We start from the raw sequence: 15858 nt of genomic DNA on the forward strand, positions 1-15858 counted from the left end.
TTCTGGGCGGCCTGGGCTGCGGTAGATGTCTGGCAGGGCTGGGCGAATGAAAAAGTGCGTAATCAGACCCTCAGCCAGTTTGCCCTTCGAACCGCGGTATTGCTGGTCGTGGCTGTCTGGATGTTTGCCAGTTAATGCAGCGAACATAATGAAAAGGAACAGAGTCAATATGAAGCCCATTTTTACCGTCTGCCGGCGTATCAGCACGAGCCTGATGACCAGAATAAACGCCTTTCTTTTATTGTGCTGCTTTTCCTGTCGATCCGCCTGGGCGGATTTGCCCGCTATCGAGCCACCGAAAAGTGGCGGCGGAGGCGGATTGCTGGGACAGGCTAAAGGGTACGCGCAGGATGGCATTGTGATTGGCGGGTTGATCCTCTCGGCAGTCGCGTTTTTTAAAGTGGCCTCAGCTGCTGTCGAAACCTTTTCCGAAGTGCGGGATGGCAAATCAACCTGGACCCAGTTTGGCGCCATCGTCGTGGTCGGCGTGGTGCTGTTGGTGGCCGTGATTTGGCTGCTGTCGAAGTCGGCCAGCATTATCTTTTAAGGCAGTCACCATGCAGACGATCGCTTTCTTACCTGACCGTTTAAACACCGAACCGGTGGTGTTTCGCGGGTTTACCACGCCGGAGATGGGACTGACCGCCCTGGCCGGGATCGCGCTCGGACTGGCCGTCAGTCTTCCCCTGATCCCGTTAGCCGGTTGGGTCATGATCCCGACCGGCATGTTGGTGATGCCCCTGTTACTGATTAGCTTTGGCGGGCGTTGGCTCGCACACCTCAAACGTGGCAAGCCGGAAAATTATCTCTGGCTGAAGCTGGAAGAGAAAAAACGCCGGCTGGGTCTCGGTGATCCGGCCTTGATTATGGCCGCTCAGGGCTGGTCGTTGCGCCGAAGCAGGAGAGCGCGATGAGCCGGTTTCGTCATGCGGTGAAAAACCGGGATCAGCATATTCTGACCCTGCGAGTGGCGTGCGGCATTCTGGTGTTGGTCCTGCTACTGAGCCTGACGGGCTGGATGGCGTCACCGCGCAATCTCACCATCCATCATCCGCCGGACTTACGCACCGGCAGCACACGCCCGTGGTGGGAAATCCCCGCCCCCAGTGTCTACAGTTTCGCCTTTTATATTTTCCAGCAACTGAATGCCTGGCCGAAAAACGGGGCACAGGACTATCCGGCCAAAATTTATGCGCTTTCCCCTTATCTGACGCCGGCCTGTCAGGATTTTCTGCGTGAAGATGCCAGAACCCGGGCTGACAGCGGTGAGCTGCTCGACCGGGTGCGCGTGGTGTATGAAATTCCCGGTCGGGGCTTTGGGACGCGCAGTGTGACGGTGCGTGACCGGGATAACTGGGTAGTCCGGCTGGATTTGGTGGCCGATGAATATTATCACGCTGAACCGGTTAAACGGGCACGGGTACGTTATCCGCTGAAAGTGGTGCGCTGGGAAGGGGATGCCGAGCGTAATCCCTTCGGACTGGCACTGGATTGTTACGACGGGATGCCCCAGCGGCTGGAAGCCATGCCGCAACCTTTGGCAGAGAAAAAGGGCGTATTTCAATGAGCAGAGTGTCATTTGGCCGCTGGCTGGGATGGGTCAGTTTGTTATTGTTCAGCGTCGGCACACAGGCTGATGAGCTGATGACATGGGAACGTATTCCATTATCCATCTCACTCAATGTGGGGCAGGAACGCATTATTTTTGCTGACCGGAATGTCCGTATCGGTTTGCCGCCGTCACTCAGTGATAAATTGCGGGTACAAAGTGCCGGCGGGGCGGTGTACCTGAAAGCTAACAGTACTTTCCCGCCAACCCGCCTGCAATTGCAGGAATCAGAAACAAGTATAATTAGTTGAATATAAAAGGTATATTATATTTATGTCCTTTTATGCCCCAAGATTTTTTTGTTTACTTTTTTTCATATATGGCTGATTTTTATTATTTATATCATTAATTGTGTGATTTTCAATCACTTTAAAACAAAAAAGCCTTGAGGGTTAAAAATGGTCAGATTTTGCTGCCATTTTACGCTCAGGGCTTGAAATAAAAAATATTCATTTTTACGACATTGATCACAAATTGAAGTGGATTATTCCTGTGGCTTAGAGCGGGCTTTCCTTTCTAATAATTCACCAGTATAAGAATCGAAATAACGACTCGGCCAGATCTCTGAGGGATGGATGCCAAGATAATCTGCAATGATCCATTCACCTTTCGGCCATGGTCTGCTGAATGCATTTGCCAGTGTCGATGAACTGAGTCCTGCCTCACGAGAAACCGCTGCTAAGGTTGTCCCGCGTTTGCGCAATGCGGCGATAATGTCGGCCTGATGCCAGTCATTTTGAATATTATTGTTATTCATTCCTGTTACCCCTTTCCATTCATTAATATTGATGGTGGTGATTCAAGGCAGGGTTCGCATTACCGGTAGCTACCCTCCGGCGAGGTCGAAACCTCCCCTACCTGAACCACCATTGAATGGGTGTAAACAGGCGCACTGGTAGAAAAATCCTACCAGTGGGTAGCTATTTCAGGGATGCGAAGCCCCGACCATTAGATTTGGCTAATGGCGGGGACACTTTAACTGATTGTTTTAGCTTACTCAATAACTGAACGGCTAAGTTTAACGGCTATAAACCCGTTCAACGTAACGCCCGCGACCATCACCATGCCCTAAATCCATTGATACCAATGCTCTTGCTTCCTTCCGACTAAAACCATTCTGTTGGTAAAAACTCAGGACATCTTGCGCCCACGCATAGCGCAGACTATGAGGCGAATGACAGCCGGTTAAACCAATCCTTGTGGTCTGTGTCCGCCAATAGTTCATGGCCTGCTTGAGATCTGGTCTGTCAATCAACCTGCCGCCACGTTGTTCTGCGATAGTCATTGCCTGCTCAACCGCTTCTTTCACCGCTACAATATCCAATACGCGGGTTTGTCTTGGTCGGCCACCTTTTGTACCAAAAACAACATGCAGTTTCGGCTCTGGTTGGTCTAACTGTTTTCGCCAGCTTTTCAGTGACGCACTGCATTGCACCGCTTCCTGAGAACGTAACCCCAGCAAACGAGCCAGTTTCAATGTGACAGCAAATCCGGCATCACGTTCAAGCGCCTTCTGATAAACAACCTGAAACGTGGCATCAGGGATCGCCTGTTTTGTCCCAGAGCGGCTGGTGCCGCTTAATCCCAATGCCTGATTACTCAAGCGTGGCGAAGTTTCCAGTTTTTCCCGGCCTGCCATGCGGAAGATATTACGCAGCGCAGACATTTCATTTTGCACTGTGCGCTTGGCAATTCCCTGAGATAAACGGGCATCAACGTATTGTTCCACATGCTTGGCTTTCAAATTGTTGAGGCTTTTGACCTGAATATTCAGGCTCAATAATAACGCCCCCAAACGCCCTGCAATCCGAATGCGGTCATGGCAGGTTTTATGACTACCGCCGCTTTGTCGGGCAAAAAACTTTAATTCTTTAATCAATCGGCTCATTGGCTTCTCCATGCTTATACCTGACAACCTACAATCTCTGGCGCGCGATCATTCCGGCAAAACAGAAAATGCCTGCTTTGCCCTTGATCGATATCTGTGCGCCAGAGTGAACGCAGGTTGAGGTATTGCGGGGTATCGGTTGAGTACGCTGTACTGCCGCCTGCGTTTGCAGGTCATCCCCACCGGCTAAATGCCAGCCTCGATATCGTCAAGTTCTCCTTTTTCAATCTAAAAATGCAGTGTCAGATTCACTGCGGGGTGAAGCAGGCGAGAGCCTGTCAGAGTTGTGTGGTTCTTTGGCTGCGGCGTCACTTTCAGCGATAAATCCGCAAAAAGTGACGCCTTGAGTTCTGTGTACGGTCAGAAGATGTTGTGCAAGCATTAAAATGCCGCAAAGTTAGTACCAAACGGTAGCAGTGAGTTAATTGTTTTGGCGTAGAAAAATGGTTCGCTGAATATTTCAGACAGTGATCGTGAGATGTATGGACCGGATGGACTAAAGCCATCTAGTAATTCATTGAATATGAAGTAAAATTTATTTATTTTGCTTTGAAAAGTCAGTGTATGAACCCACGTTCAATACACTTCAGTGACAATGTAAAAACACCTTTTGGGCGTATTTTTAGTTTAAGAAACCTTCATTGCCAGACGAGGGTTTAGTGTCCTGACAATATCTGCTTCCAAAGGTGGGCAGATGTACCGCAATATTTGCTCTCCCTTTCAGGCTACAGGAGTTTTATTTCGCCACCCGAAGGCGATCTTTGCAGGCGATGAGATCATTAAGGTACAGGAAAGATGCTAACGGCTGAGCCGGATAAGGTCAATGGGTTGCTGAGCCTATATTTTAAAATGTTGCTTAAACTCTGTATTTGAAACAAAAATCGAAATTTATTAATTAAATTAACGTATAATTTCGCGCGATAAGCAAAGAAACGAAATTTTCTTTATTATTCATAAAGATTTTCAATTAAATACCGATAAGTGAATAGTTTGAATGCCTCTGTATGGAAGAAAAACATGAAAAATCGGAAGGAATCGCTGTACCTACAAGAGCTGGCCTACCTGCGCGAAAAGATGAAGTTAGTCGCCGCCGAAAACCCGCATTTAGCCCCATTTCTGGATCATCCCAATGACCCGGATATCCAGCGTTTACTGGAAGGTACTGCTCTCCTGTCTTCAAATGTACGTAGCACCGTTGAAGACGACTTTCCGCAAGTTACCCATGAAATGTTGGATCGCATCTGGCCGCATGCCCTGCGTCCCGTCCCCCCGACCACGATCATTCAATTCAGCCCCCATAAGGGTATTCATCAGGGCGCGGTCAATATTCCACAGGGCACACCAATAACCGCGGTACAAGAGGAACAGAATTTACCGTTTCACACCTGCCGCCCTTTGCATATCGAGCCGTTTGTGGTGCGGGATAAACAGATCCAAAAGACACGGGAATACAGTGATATTGTGCTGACGCTGCACCGGACAGGAAATACCTCGGCAGCCTGGTCAGGTGGAAAGCTGTATTTCTTTCTGGGCACCGATCCACACCGGGCGGCACAACTAAGTTTGTGGCTGGATGCGCACATTGATGAGGTCTACCTACGCACGACAGAGGATGAAAAAAGACTCCGAAACAGTCAGTTTCTGGGCTGGGCTGAGAATTTACGGCAGCCCCTGTTGCCCACGGAAAACCTGCTGTTCGCTCGTCTGCAACAGATGACTGAGTTTTATTGCCTGCCTCATGTGTTTAACTTTATGACGTTAGCTATCAATGAGCAACGCGATTTGGCATTAAACCCAGATGGTTCTTGTGAGCTGGTTATCCGCCTGCAAGGCGAGCTGCCAATCGATGAGCTGGGTGATGCCTTTCAGTTGGGTTGTGTCCCGGCGGTGCATCTGGTGTCGATGGTCAGCCCGCCTGTTTCACTCACGCCCGATAACCCGTGTTATCCGTTGCCGCTGGCCGAAACGGAGCGGCTTTTTCGTGTTAAAAACATCCAAACCGCGAAACAACCGGGTGAGAAAAATGCTCAGGGAAACGCTCCGCGTGGCAAGCCCTGTCATTTTCTGCCCATTAGCCAGTTTCACGTCAAAAACGACTGGCTGCTGGATGCCAGTGAACCCGATAACGTCTATTTTCAGTCGCTGATAACCGACGATTTACTGGGGCGCCTTTACAACCAGATACACTTTTTCGGGATGGATGGGAAAGCGGCGAATAACCTGTCACCCCAGTCCGTATGTGCCCACTTCATCGGCTACCATGTGCAGGCCATGAAGCTGGGTATCGGTGACATTACGCTGACACAAGAATCGGTGCCTGCGCATTTATACGCGAGCAATATCACGCCAGTTTCCCCCGATTTTCCGCCGATGGTAATGGGAAAATCAGACTGGTCATTGATTAACCTCTTAAACTGTCCGCCATTTTTGCTTTTCCATGCTGAATCACTGAAAGATTTTCTCCGTTTATATGATTGTTATGCCAGCCATGATCGCGCCCTCAGCCGCCGGATGCAGCAGCACATTAACGGCATTGTCCATATTGACGCCCTGCCGGGCAGCCGCCTTGACAACACCAAATCGGGTCAGGGACGCGTGATTAATGGCAACACCTTGCACATCTACCTTGATCCGGCGTGTTATGAAAATGACGGCGTGATGTATCAGTTCTGCCGGATGGTTGACCAACTGCTGGCGTGCTTTGTCGTGCGGAATAATTTCATCATGTTAGAAATTTATCGGCAGGGTGGGCAGACAGTGTTATGGGAATTCAAACAACAGCTTGGCCTGCGCAGTGAAATGTAATGCTGTAATAACAGAAAAATAAGGAGAAATAATGCAAAAAAGTGGATTACGTTTTGTTTGCCGGATAGGGAACTTACCCGAAGATACCTTTGCTGTGGCGGATTTCACCCTGCGGGAAGGGCTTTCTGACCTTTTTACCCTGAACCTGACGCTGGTTCAGTCCCTGCCTGACAATCCTTTCAAACCACAGCCGGATATTGATTTAACTGCACTGTTGATGCAGGAAGCCGTATTACAGGTTTTCCACGGTGAGACAGAGCAACGCAAAATCACCGGCATCATTTCCCATGCCGACTGGTGCGGCACCGATGGCAATAAGACTCTGTATACCTTCACCATGCGCCCGTTCCTCTGGCGGCTGACCCTCAATCAGGACAGCCATATTTACCACCGCCAGAGTGTGCCGGATATCATGAACCTGTTGCTGAAAAAACATAAAGTTCTCGCAGATTCCCAACTGGAAGACGCGCACCAGAGCAGGGAATACACCACCCAGAAACGGGAATCCGATTATGCGTTTTTCTGTCGGCTGGCCGCGGAAGAAGGTATCAGTTTCTGGTTTGAGGATGAAAAGTTATTTTTCAGTGACAGCCATCTGGGGATGACCGCTAACCTGCCGCTACAATATAACCCGCAGCCGGAAACGGCCCACGGTATCGACGCCATTTATCAGGTGCGGCTGGGGGTCGGCATGGCACCACTGCGCAGTATCCACAAAGATTACACCCCAGCCCACCCGTTTTACGCCCTGTCCCATATGGAAAGCAGCCCGGCGCTGCGGGAATTTGGTGCAACCAGCCCGTATACCATCTATGAAAGCTATGGCCGTTTTCAACGCGATGCGGCGGCAATTCCGTTTGTTAAATATCGCCATGAGGCGTTTGATACCCAGCGTCAAAACGGCAGCGGCAACAGCAACTGCATCAAACTGATGCCGGGCAAAATCTTCGAAATCGACAATCACCCGCACACGCCATTGAATGCGCGTTGGCAGATTATCACAATTAGTCACCAGGGACGCTGCCCGCAGGCACTGGGAGACAACAGCGGCGGAGGCACCACGCTAAGCAACCAATTCGGCTTTATGGATGGCCTGGCGGACTGGCGCCCGCCTTTCCACTACAAACCGCTGGCTGACGGCGATGAAAGTGCGACGGTGGTGGGGCCGGAAGGGGAGGAAATATTCGTTAACAAAGACGGCGCGATTAAAGTGCATTTCCATTGGAACCGCTACGACAAGGCCGATGACAGCGCGTCCTGCTGGGTTCGGGTGGCTCAGGGCTGGAATGGCAACGGTTTTGGCTTTATGGCTATTCCGCGCATCGGGCAGGAAGTCATTGTCTCTTACCTCAATGGCGATATTGACCGGCCCATTGTCACGGGATGCGTCTACAATGCCGTCAACCGACCACCATTGGATTTACCAGCCGCCAAGACCCGCACCACGTTTAAGACCAAAACCCACAAAGGGGAAGGCTTTAACGAACTGCGCTTTGAAGATGCCAAAGGCAGTGAGGAAGTGTTTATTCATGCGCAAAAGGACATGAAAAACCAGGTACTCAATGACGAAACCAGCAATATTGGTCATAACCGCACACACCATATTAAAAATGATGCGCATTTACGCGTGGATAATGAATACCGTGTCCAGGCAAACAATGATATTTCCCTGTCAACTGGGCAAAAGCTCCATATCAAGACGGACGATGCCCTGCTGACACAAAGTGGCAATGAAATTCATCTGAGTTCCGGCGCTAAAGTAGTGATTGATGCAGGTTCTGAACTGACCATTCAGGCCGCAGGGCATTTCTTGAAAATTGATGCAGGTGGGATCACCAGCAGCGCTGCGGTTAACTTTGGCAGTGGTGCCCCAGGTAATGGCTCAGGCTGGGGCGGCAAGTTACCGGATATGCTGGATAAGCTGTCACCCATTAATGTGACTCAGGCGGAGAAAATGGTTACCGCACCACCGGAAAAAATTTGCCTATCCTGCTTAATGGAAGCGGCATCAACGGGTTCGGTTATGGTCATGAGGGGAGAATGATGATGACCACATTAAAGGAAAAATGGGAAAAATACCGGAAAACCTGCCCGGAGATGAAATTATATGCGTTGGTGGATGGTTTACAGTACGAGCGCTGCTTTGGTGACGAATTGACTTATCTTGAGGGAGCGAACAATCCGCTATTCCGGCAATTCCCGGATGCGGAAATCGCCTTTGCCGGGCCGTGGTTATTTGATATGACTCAGGCTCAGGCATGGGAAGAAAAATTCTTACGGCTGGAAAGCGCCGCCCCCTCAGTTTCCTGGCTGTACTCAACACAGTCATTGGACAAACTGACCCGTCACCTTGAATCACAGTTAAATATCCGGTTAAAGACAGGCAAAACGGCATTATTACGTTTTTACGATCCCCGCGTTCTGCACCAAATTCCGCATATCTTTACGCCGGAACAATTGAGTGCATTCACAAAAGATATTGAAGAGTGGGGTTATCAACTTGATAACAACCATCACATTGTGAAAGGAAAATAATGGCTATGGACAAAAACAGTATCACTTCAGTCTTATCAGATTTGAAAAACAAAATACCAAAAAGTACTGTGAAGAAAAAAAGTAAAGTTACCCATCCTGTTAACGTTCCCAACTGTTCGGGAAAAGTTGGTGATCCGGGTGTAAAATGCAACCAAAAATTCAGTCATCAGCTAAAATTATTGCCGATTGATAATCAGGTTAACGTGAGTAATGTGCCTTATGCCTATATTTCTATCCCCGCCAGAGGATTTGGTAAGACAAATGGAAAAGGTGAAACTGACCGTATCGTGACCCGCCAGCCCGAAGAAGTGACTGTACTGGTCGGCAAACTGGCTAAAAGTTATGAAAGAAGGGGGGGGAATTTTGGTTCATTAAAGGAGCTTGAAGAAAGACAAATCAGCCTGATCACAAATACCAATGAACCAACCACCGAGAAACCTTATATCAGTGGCTATGATTATATTACCGTGGTGGGTGCCAGAACAGCGCCCTGGGATCCGAGTATAAAAGCCCTTCCTAGAGGATTCAAAGAGTCGCTGGGAAATCAGTACCGTTTTATTAATTGTGGATTACATCAATTGCAGCTTTTTCCTAAAGCAAGTCAAGGTGATCTTTCTGTGCAACGCATTATGGTGGTATTTCAACAGGGGTATACGCAGAAGGATGTTGAAAGAATAAATGATTATACTAAATCATTAGGCAGCCGTATTATCTATGTGAAAAACAAACAAGGGCTTATCGATTTTCTGAATCAAAGAAAGGAAAAGAAAAGACTTATTAAGGAGATGGTGTTTTTTTGTCATGGCATTATTGATTATGCCACTTTTCATTATCAGGGAGAGAATATTGAGGAGGGACTTTTTGGACCAGAGGAGATTAAAAAAGTCTATGAATCGGTATTTGATTTTGATGCTAAAATAACAACCTACGCTTGTCGGGCGGGTATTTCAGAATCTGGAGGGGATTTTACAGGAAAAGATGCAGGACAGGATAAAAGCCCCGCACAACGAATGGCGAGCACTTGGGATGTTGAGGTCAAAGCATTTGAGAAACGATCTATTTATACCATAGTTTATGGGACGGGAAAGGAAATAAAAGATGCAGGAAACTATGGGGAAGTGATGAGTAAATATCTGGCTGATATTGAAGCTTATAAAAAAGAGAAAGCAAAAGGAAATAAAAATGCAAAACCGCCAGAGAAACCTAAAGATTATGACATAATGCAAAAACGTAATCGAGACTTGAAAGAAAGAATGGATAATGAAAATAATGGTGGCGGCCCTATTGCTCCAAATGGCTCTTGGCACTTACCTGGAACAGCAAAAACTCCAGAAGGATTGAAAGTTGGCCTACAAAATTATAAACCTATTGAGTGGAATACATGAAATTATGTAAGCGTAAATTATTTATAGTAATATTTATTTTAATGGTTTTAATTTCAGTTTTATCGGGAGCTTATTATATGCATACGCAAAAATATCAGATGGCAGTTAATGTTTCAGTATATGATGAAAACTCTATAGACTTTCCATCTAAAAAAGTATGGCTTGATGCTAGTATGTGGTTGACAACATCTCAGTATATTAAAGTTAATGATTTCTTTCTAATTAATAAGAAATTCCCTCCTATTGAAGATTTAAATACTGTATATGTAACGACAGAATTACAGTTTGCAATTGATAAATTAGGAAATAGCTTCCCTGAATTACAGACGTTAAAAAATATGGATACTTTGAAATTCTCTGATTTAATGGAGAATAAAATGAGTTATGAATATATATATAGCCAGTTTGATCAGAAATCATTGAAACCAGAACATGATATGTTTCTTATTTCATTTTTATATAATGGTAATAAATATGAAGTTAAAATGATAAGGGAAATATGTAATGGAAGTTATTTGTATAGTTCACTTGGTGGGATTTACAAAGAAGGAGGTTGGCATAAAGCTAATAGGGACTTTTTGACATACAGAGATTACCTTGCCGGAAAAATTGATTCATATAAATAATAAATTTTAAAAACTATAGTTGCTGGGTTTTCAATACGATGAAAAATATATTTCACCAGCAGCTATAGTATTAGCTATTATGATCGGAGATATCATAAATATGACAATAGAACTTAACGAAGACCAATGGAATATGCTAAAAAAACATTCATTCAATACTTATATTGATGAATTGGTAGTGCATTGTAATGAATCCTATCCCTATCTTGATATAAAATTAGGTAAAGATGGTTTAAGATCAGCGCTGGAAAATGCAGTAGGAAAAGCGAAAAATGAGGGTTTTGATCAACGTGGTGCCGTTCAGTTTTATATTGATATGTTTATTTTGTTTGGTACAGAATTTCAGACTGACCCACAATATGTATGGATAAAGGCAATCTTTGATAATCACTCCCACCTTGGACAATTAGAAAAAACAAGTTTACTTTATCATGAGGTCACTCGATATTTTAATGAAATACATGGCGAACAAGACGAAAACCTGAAAACCAGTATACTTAAATTTCAAAATATCAATATTGAACGCTTGGATGTTCAATGGAATACTTATGAAAGTAACGTAGATGTATTATTGAGTTCCCTATTCTCGAAAAAATATCAATATATAAAACAGGATAATATCAAGAAATTTATCCAATTTGGTATTGAAAAATCGAATCAGTATGACATAAAAAGTGCCAACCATTCAGCATTTTTAACACTAACAATGTTTTTATTAGGACATAAATTCGATCAGGATATTTTCTTGCCTCATTTAAATACAAGATTGTTCAAACAATATCATTCTGATACTGATTCGCTCATTATGGAAATGGAAAATCAGGTCAAAGATTATTTGAAATCATTTCTTCAATAACATAGAAATATTTTATCCGATTATGGAGGGAGTAAATATGCCAAATAGAGCCGTTATCCGGTTAAACGATACAACTGATCACGGTGGTAAAGTGATCACTGCTATTGATGGTTATGTCTATCAGGGAGTTCCTATTGCTGGCAAAGGTGATTTAGTTGTTTGCCCAAAATGTGAAGACACATTCCCTATAGTAGAAGGGAGTGAGACTTTAAAGTATCGGGAAAAACAGATTGCCTTGGAAGGCATGAGCACAGCTTGCGGGGCAAAACTGATTGCCAGCCAGAAAGGATTTCTTGCTTAATCAAACAACTATCATTTTGACCTGTTCAGAGTGATACTGACGCGCTTCGCTTGTCTTCTCCGTATTACCGGACTAATACATTAACCCGGTAATACGGAGAGCCGAAAAACATGACCATTACAATTGGTTATCTCTATATAACTACACTGATTTTCACGGGATAACGGGATAAATGACATATTTATTATATATTTCATATAGTTGACCTATCCCACGTTATCCCAGCTTATCCCGTAACAGGACGTTATCACTTTTAATTCATTTAAATTCAATTAATTACAACCCGCCAAAGAAAAATCTTTTTCGGGATAACCGCCACTGTCACAATATCGCTTTATTTGTAATCACGTAATGTTACGGGATAGGGCGGGATAACACGGGATAATTTAAATAACTATAACTAACTGATATTTATTAAAATAAATCTCTCTTATCCCGATATCCCGTTATCCCAACGTTTTTTAACCTTACGTGAACGCTAATCTTCATCCCTGAAAACCAGTACGACAAACCGCCCTTGAGTGCCATTTACTGAAATAGTTTTACTGATAAAGCGGTCTTTTTCAGCTTTAACCAACATTCCGGCCTCTTCTAAGGCTTCAAAACCCGATTTCTTCTGCAATCCCTGCAATATCTCTGCTTCAAATACACTGGGGATAATATGATATTCCACCTGTCCATCATCACGACGGTTGTTCACCAGATACCCGGCAAGATCATTAATTCTCATGGCGTGTGACGTATCAATATCACCGTTTGGCCTGCCGTAGGTGTAAGGCTGGAAACGTGAAAGTCCGTATTTCTGGATAAAGTCACGGGTACGGGTAACAACCTGATATTTTTCCCGGTTCCCGATGCCAAAATCCGCTAACCAGTCATCGAAACTTTGCTTTATCGCAGCATGGCACGCTTCTTTACTCCAGCCAGTGATATGGGTTGCCAGCTCTCCGGTGGCATCCAGTAACGCGAAACGAACGGCCACACGTTTGACTTGAGCTGAGGCTTCTTCTGGCAGGCCATCAAGCCACTCTTTTTCTTTACGGGAAGTAAGTTCGATGGCCTGCTCCTGATGTTCAGACAACCATAAAATCCATTTACGACCGGCTGCACCGCAATAGCGTTTAGATTCTCGCTTGATTGCCCTTGCATGGGAATCACCGTCTTCATAACCATTGAAAAATTCAGTATCAATAAAGGGCACACTAAGCAGCCTGACGAGCTGTCCGGCCTTGGGCGTGATCCCGCCTTTGATCAGGAAGGTTTCTAAATCTTCCTCGCCCGTTGAAAGGGCGGCAATTTTCCAGCGGATCACGGCACGGTTTCCTCCTTCCCGTTTTCCCTGAATTTTGCCGACACCGTTAAACAGGCTGTAAGCACTGTTAGCGACTTCTTTCGGATTCGAACTTTGGCCGATTTCATCAATGGGCATGAAACCATCATTACGGGCGGCGGCTTCGTTATTTAAGCCGTGGTTAGTGCCGTGCCATGATAACTTCAATTCTTCGGGATCGCCGTATAAGCTGCTGGCAGCCTCAACAGTGGTGGTTTTCCCTGCTGAGGATTGAGCAAATAAATGCACGCCAAAGCAGCTACCACCTGTCAGTGAGTTAAGCGAGGCAGACAATCCTACCAGTACGCCCAGCATCATTGAGCGGTTGCCTTGCAGCAATGAGGCAACGTGTGTTTTCCATTCTTCGGTGCTTCCCCTGACCACATAACCGGCAATTGCTGATGTGCCACCGCTGAACGCGACAGGCATATAAGGCTGACCGATGATTTCACCGTCCGGCATCACATAGGCTCCGCAATGCCAGCCAGCCTTTTGTGTCACAACCCATTCACGGCGATCACCGCTGCGTTGCAAATGTTCAGCCAATACAGGCAATAGGCTGTTTTTTACGGTGATATTCATTCCCCGCGAGCGCAATCTTGCCCAGCCAACAGGCATCCCGATTTCACGGCGTGGCAGAGCTTCAACGATACATTTCCCTGTCCCTTCCTGACGCAGCTTAATGATGAGATAACCTTCGCTACCATCATTACCAATGCCAACAACCTCCATGTAATCACTGAGCCATTTTTCAATCTCGACGATTTCGCCGCCTTGCTCTTTAGGCTCAACCCAGTAAATGCCGTTCTTGCGAATATCAATATGAGGCTTTAACGGATCGTATTCTTTCTCCCGGCATTCATCTGAATGAATGACCGCTGGTTTTGCCACTGACGCTTTCTCTTCTACTTGATACAACCCGTTACTGAATGCCTGATGCGTAGCCTCAATACCATATCGCTGACGGTAATCATCCCAATCAGCTTTGTGCTCTGTAGGTGGCAATGTAACCCAGCCATTCACCGCAAGAGCGGCTTTCTCTGCCGAAACCTTGCCGATATTTGTTTTTGGTTTACCGCTCTTATCCAGTTCATCAGGGTGATGCCAGTCGTTATCTGCGGCAATAATGATGTTCGTATCAGGCCAGCATTCCCGGACGGCTTTGGCAACAGAAAGCAAATTACCGGCATCCAGTGCGGCCAGAACAGCACCATAATAGAACTGGTAAACGGTAAGTGCGGTAGCATAGCCCTCGGTAATAACCAGCGTGTCAGGATTCTCGTTCAATGCTGACAACGCAACAAATGCACCTTTCTTTTGACTGCCGGATAGTAATTTTTTCTTGCCATTGGGCTTAATGATCTGCGCACCGGTTACTTTTTTATCCAGCGTTATCAATGGGATTAATAATGAACCGTCTTCCAACAAACGCTGATTAGGATATTGCAGCCCTTTTGTCGTCAGATAGGGCGATTGCCCGGTAACAGTTTGCGCCATCAACGCGGCGACTCTTTCGGCAATCGGCTGTGTTGGATAAGTGATTTCTTTGGCGGGCTTGAGTTTCGTGAAAGGTAGCGCCAGAGCATCCGCAACCACTTTTGCGGCTTCAAAAATTGTGATCCCTTTGGTTCTCGCCACCAAATCCAGCCCATCACCGTGATTCGGTTCATCACACTGGCGACAATGCCAGTCGCCATGATGGTGATCATCGATAAAATGAAAGCGGTCAGTGCCACCGCATATCGGGCAAGCGCCATTCTTACCCTTTACCGGAACATCAACGCCACAAGCGGGTAACAGGTTTTGCCAATGATTGACGGCGGATTGCTTCACCGCTCGGATGACATCAATCGGGCTGCTTTTCTGATTAGTATTTCCCTGACTCATGTTCACTCGTCCTCACCATTAACTGCCGCATAAAGCGAATAGTAGACTTCCTGATTGATATCACAGGCCAGCGACAGCAAATCACGTAACTCTTCCGAACAGTGTTGGTTGGCCTGTTCAAGCACGGTTTCATATAAAGACATGCACAAACCAGCCCGAAACGATGCCTGATCCAATGAATCGGATTTTCTGTGAACAAGGCCATTTAATAATTTATTCATCGGCGGCTGCGGTGCATGTTTCAATAAGGCGCGGTGAACCTCATGATGAATGCTGTGCACCAGCGCAATCAGGTTATTTAGGTTGATTTCGCAGCGCTCATCTTTGGCTTTTTTGCTAATGAACAAGAAGAGTGAAACGCCCAAACTCGCACGATGTAGTGCCTGTTTTAGTGAGATCGGTTTCTTACTCATGGCTCACCTCCTGAAAAGAAACAGCTATCAGGGAAGAACAGCCAGCTAGCAAAGACGTTGCATGTTCACTATTCGCCAACATAGTGAGAGCAGGGGAGATATCAGACAATTTTTGATTGCCTGATGCTTTTTGGTGTGTAAATTTAGGACGAGTTTGGTTAGACTGTGTATCAGCCATCATTTTTACCTTTCTTAATGATTGTTGGTGAAACGCCTCGCAGTG

The 15858-nt window shown here is 46.0% G+C and carries 16 protein-coding genes and 1 pseudogene; 12 read left to right on the forward strand and 5 right to left on the reverse strand.

All coding sequences use genetic code 11. The annotated features are described in order from the left end of the window. The 5 genes and pseudogenes from AAY47_RS20755 to AAY47_RS14405 all read left to right on the forward strand — a co-directional run. Positions 1-135, forward strand: a 135-nt coding sequence (locus tag AAY47_RS20755) for a TIGR03758 family integrating conjugative element protein (RefSeq protein ID WP_072059802.1), incomplete at its 5' end; no start/stop codon positions are given. A gap of 79 nt (positions 136-214) precedes the next feature. Next, positions 215-547, forward strand: coding sequence for a TIGR03745 family integrating conjugative element membrane protein (locus AAY47_RS14390; RefSeq protein WP_235428322.1), 333 nt, complete (start codon positions 215-217; stop codon positions 545-547). A gap of 10 nt (positions 548-557) precedes the next feature. Further along, complete coding sequence (locus AAY47_RS14395; RefSeq protein ID WP_047770832.1) at positions 558-914, forward strand: TIGR03750 family conjugal transfer protein; 357 nt, start codon at positions 558-560, stop codon at positions 912-914. Then, entirely contained in the window at positions 911-1567 is a 657-nt protein-coding gene (locus AAY47_RS14400; protein ID WP_047770833.1) for a PFL_4703 family integrating conjugative element protein, read from the forward strand. The genes AAY47_RS14395 and AAY47_RS14400 overlap by 4 nt, the downstream gene beginning before the upstream one ends. Next, a pseudogene (locus AAY47_RS14405) lies at positions 1564-1854 on the forward strand (DUF3438 family protein); the annotation flags it as partial. The gene AAY47_RS14400 and the pseudogene AAY47_RS14405, both read left to right, overlap by 4 nt. Positions 1855-2093: 239 nt before the next feature. Here AAY47_RS14405 and AAY47_RS14410 read toward each other — a convergent pair. Next, positions 2094-2366 (reverse strand): helix-turn-helix domain-containing protein, encoded by a 273-nt coding sequence (locus tag AAY47_RS14410; RefSeq protein WP_047770835.1) that lies wholly within the window; start codon positions 2364-2366, stop codon positions 2094-2096. Positions 2367-2627: 261 nt separating this feature from the next. Beyond that, positions 2628-3497 (reverse strand): integrase domain-containing protein, encoded by an 870-nt coding sequence (locus tag AAY47_RS14415; RefSeq protein ID WP_047770836.1) that lies wholly within the window; start codon positions 3495-3497, stop codon positions 2628-2630. Between the two features lie 1017 nt (positions 3498-4514). Here AAY47_RS14415 and AAY47_RS14420 point away from each other — a divergent pair. From AAY47_RS14420 to AAY47_RS14455, 7 genes are all read left to right on the forward strand, one after another. After that, a complete protein-coding gene (locus AAY47_RS14420) occupies positions 4515-6302 on the forward strand; it encodes a type VI secretion system baseplate subunit TssF (RefSeq protein WP_047770837.1) in 1788 nt (595 codons plus the stop codon). A 31-nt stretch (positions 6303-6333) separates the two neighbouring features. Then, complete coding sequence (locus tag AAY47_RS14425) at positions 6334-8346, forward strand: type VI secretion system Vgr family protein (RefSeq protein ID WP_047770838.1); 2013 nt, start codon at positions 6334-6336, stop codon at positions 8344-8346. Beyond that, a complete protein-coding gene (locus AAY47_RS14430) occupies positions 8346-8837 on the forward strand; it encodes a DUF4123 domain-containing protein (protein ID WP_047770839.1) in 492 nt (163 codons plus the stop codon). The genes AAY47_RS14425 and AAY47_RS14430 overlap by 1 nt, the downstream gene beginning before the upstream one ends. Then, positions 8837-10222, forward strand: a complete 1386-nt coding sequence (locus AAY47_RS22790; protein ID WP_235428363.1) for a hypothetical protein — start codon at positions 8837-8839, stop codon at positions 10220-10222. The genes AAY47_RS14430 and AAY47_RS22790 overlap by 1 nt, the downstream gene beginning before the upstream one ends. Beyond that, the gene (locus AAY47_RS14445; protein WP_053014294.1) at positions 10219-10848 is read left to right on the forward strand and encodes a hypothetical protein; all 630 of its coding nucleotides are present in this window, start codon (positions 10219-10221) and stop codon (positions 10846-10848) included. The genes AAY47_RS22790 and AAY47_RS14445 overlap by 4 nt, the downstream gene beginning before the upstream one ends. 100 nt (positions 10849-10948) lie before the next feature. Then, positions 10949-11704, forward strand: coding sequence for a hypothetical protein (locus AAY47_RS22795; protein WP_235428364.1), 756 nt, complete (start codon positions 10949-10951; stop codon positions 11702-11704). 37 nt (positions 11705-11741) lie between these two features. After that, positions 11742-12005 carry a PAAR domain-containing protein gene (locus AAY47_RS14455; protein ID WP_047770841.1) on the forward strand — a complete coding sequence of 88 codons (264 nt, stop codon included), beginning with the start codon at positions 11742-11744 and terminating at the stop codon, positions 12003-12005. 478 nt (positions 12006-12483) lie between these two features. Here the strand turns inward: AAY47_RS14455 and AAY47_RS14460 are convergent, their stop codons facing one another. Genes AAY47_RS14460 through AAY47_RS14470 form a run of 3 tightly spaced genes read right to left on the reverse strand, consistent with a single transcriptional unit; the run spans position 12484 to position 15813 of the window. Further along, the gene (locus tag AAY47_RS14460; protein ID WP_047770842.1) at positions 12484-15222 is read right to left on the reverse strand and encodes a DUF927 domain-containing protein; all 2739 of its coding nucleotides are present in this window, start codon (positions 15220-15222) and stop codon (positions 12484-12486) included. Between the two features lie 2 nt (positions 15223-15224). Beyond that, positions 15225-15635 carry a hypothetical protein gene (locus AAY47_RS21335; protein ID WP_083446759.1) on the reverse strand — a complete coding sequence of 137 codons (411 nt, stop codon included), beginning with the start codon at positions 15633-15635 and terminating at the stop codon, positions 15225-15227. Continuing rightward, positions 15628-15813: a hypothetical protein gene (locus AAY47_RS14470; protein ID WP_047770843.1), complete on the reverse strand. Its 186-nt coding sequence runs from the start codon at positions 15811-15813 to the stop codon at positions 15628-15630. Before AAY47_RS14470 ends, AAY47_RS21335 begins: the two co-directional genes overlap by 8 nt. Between the last annotated feature and the right edge of the window lie 45 nt (positions 15814-15858).

Source organism: Xenorhabdus griffiniae, assembly GCF_001028135.1.
GTDB lineage: Bacteria > Pseudomonadota > Gammaproteobacteria > Enterobacterales > Enterobacteriaceae > Xenorhabdus > Xenorhabdus bakwenae.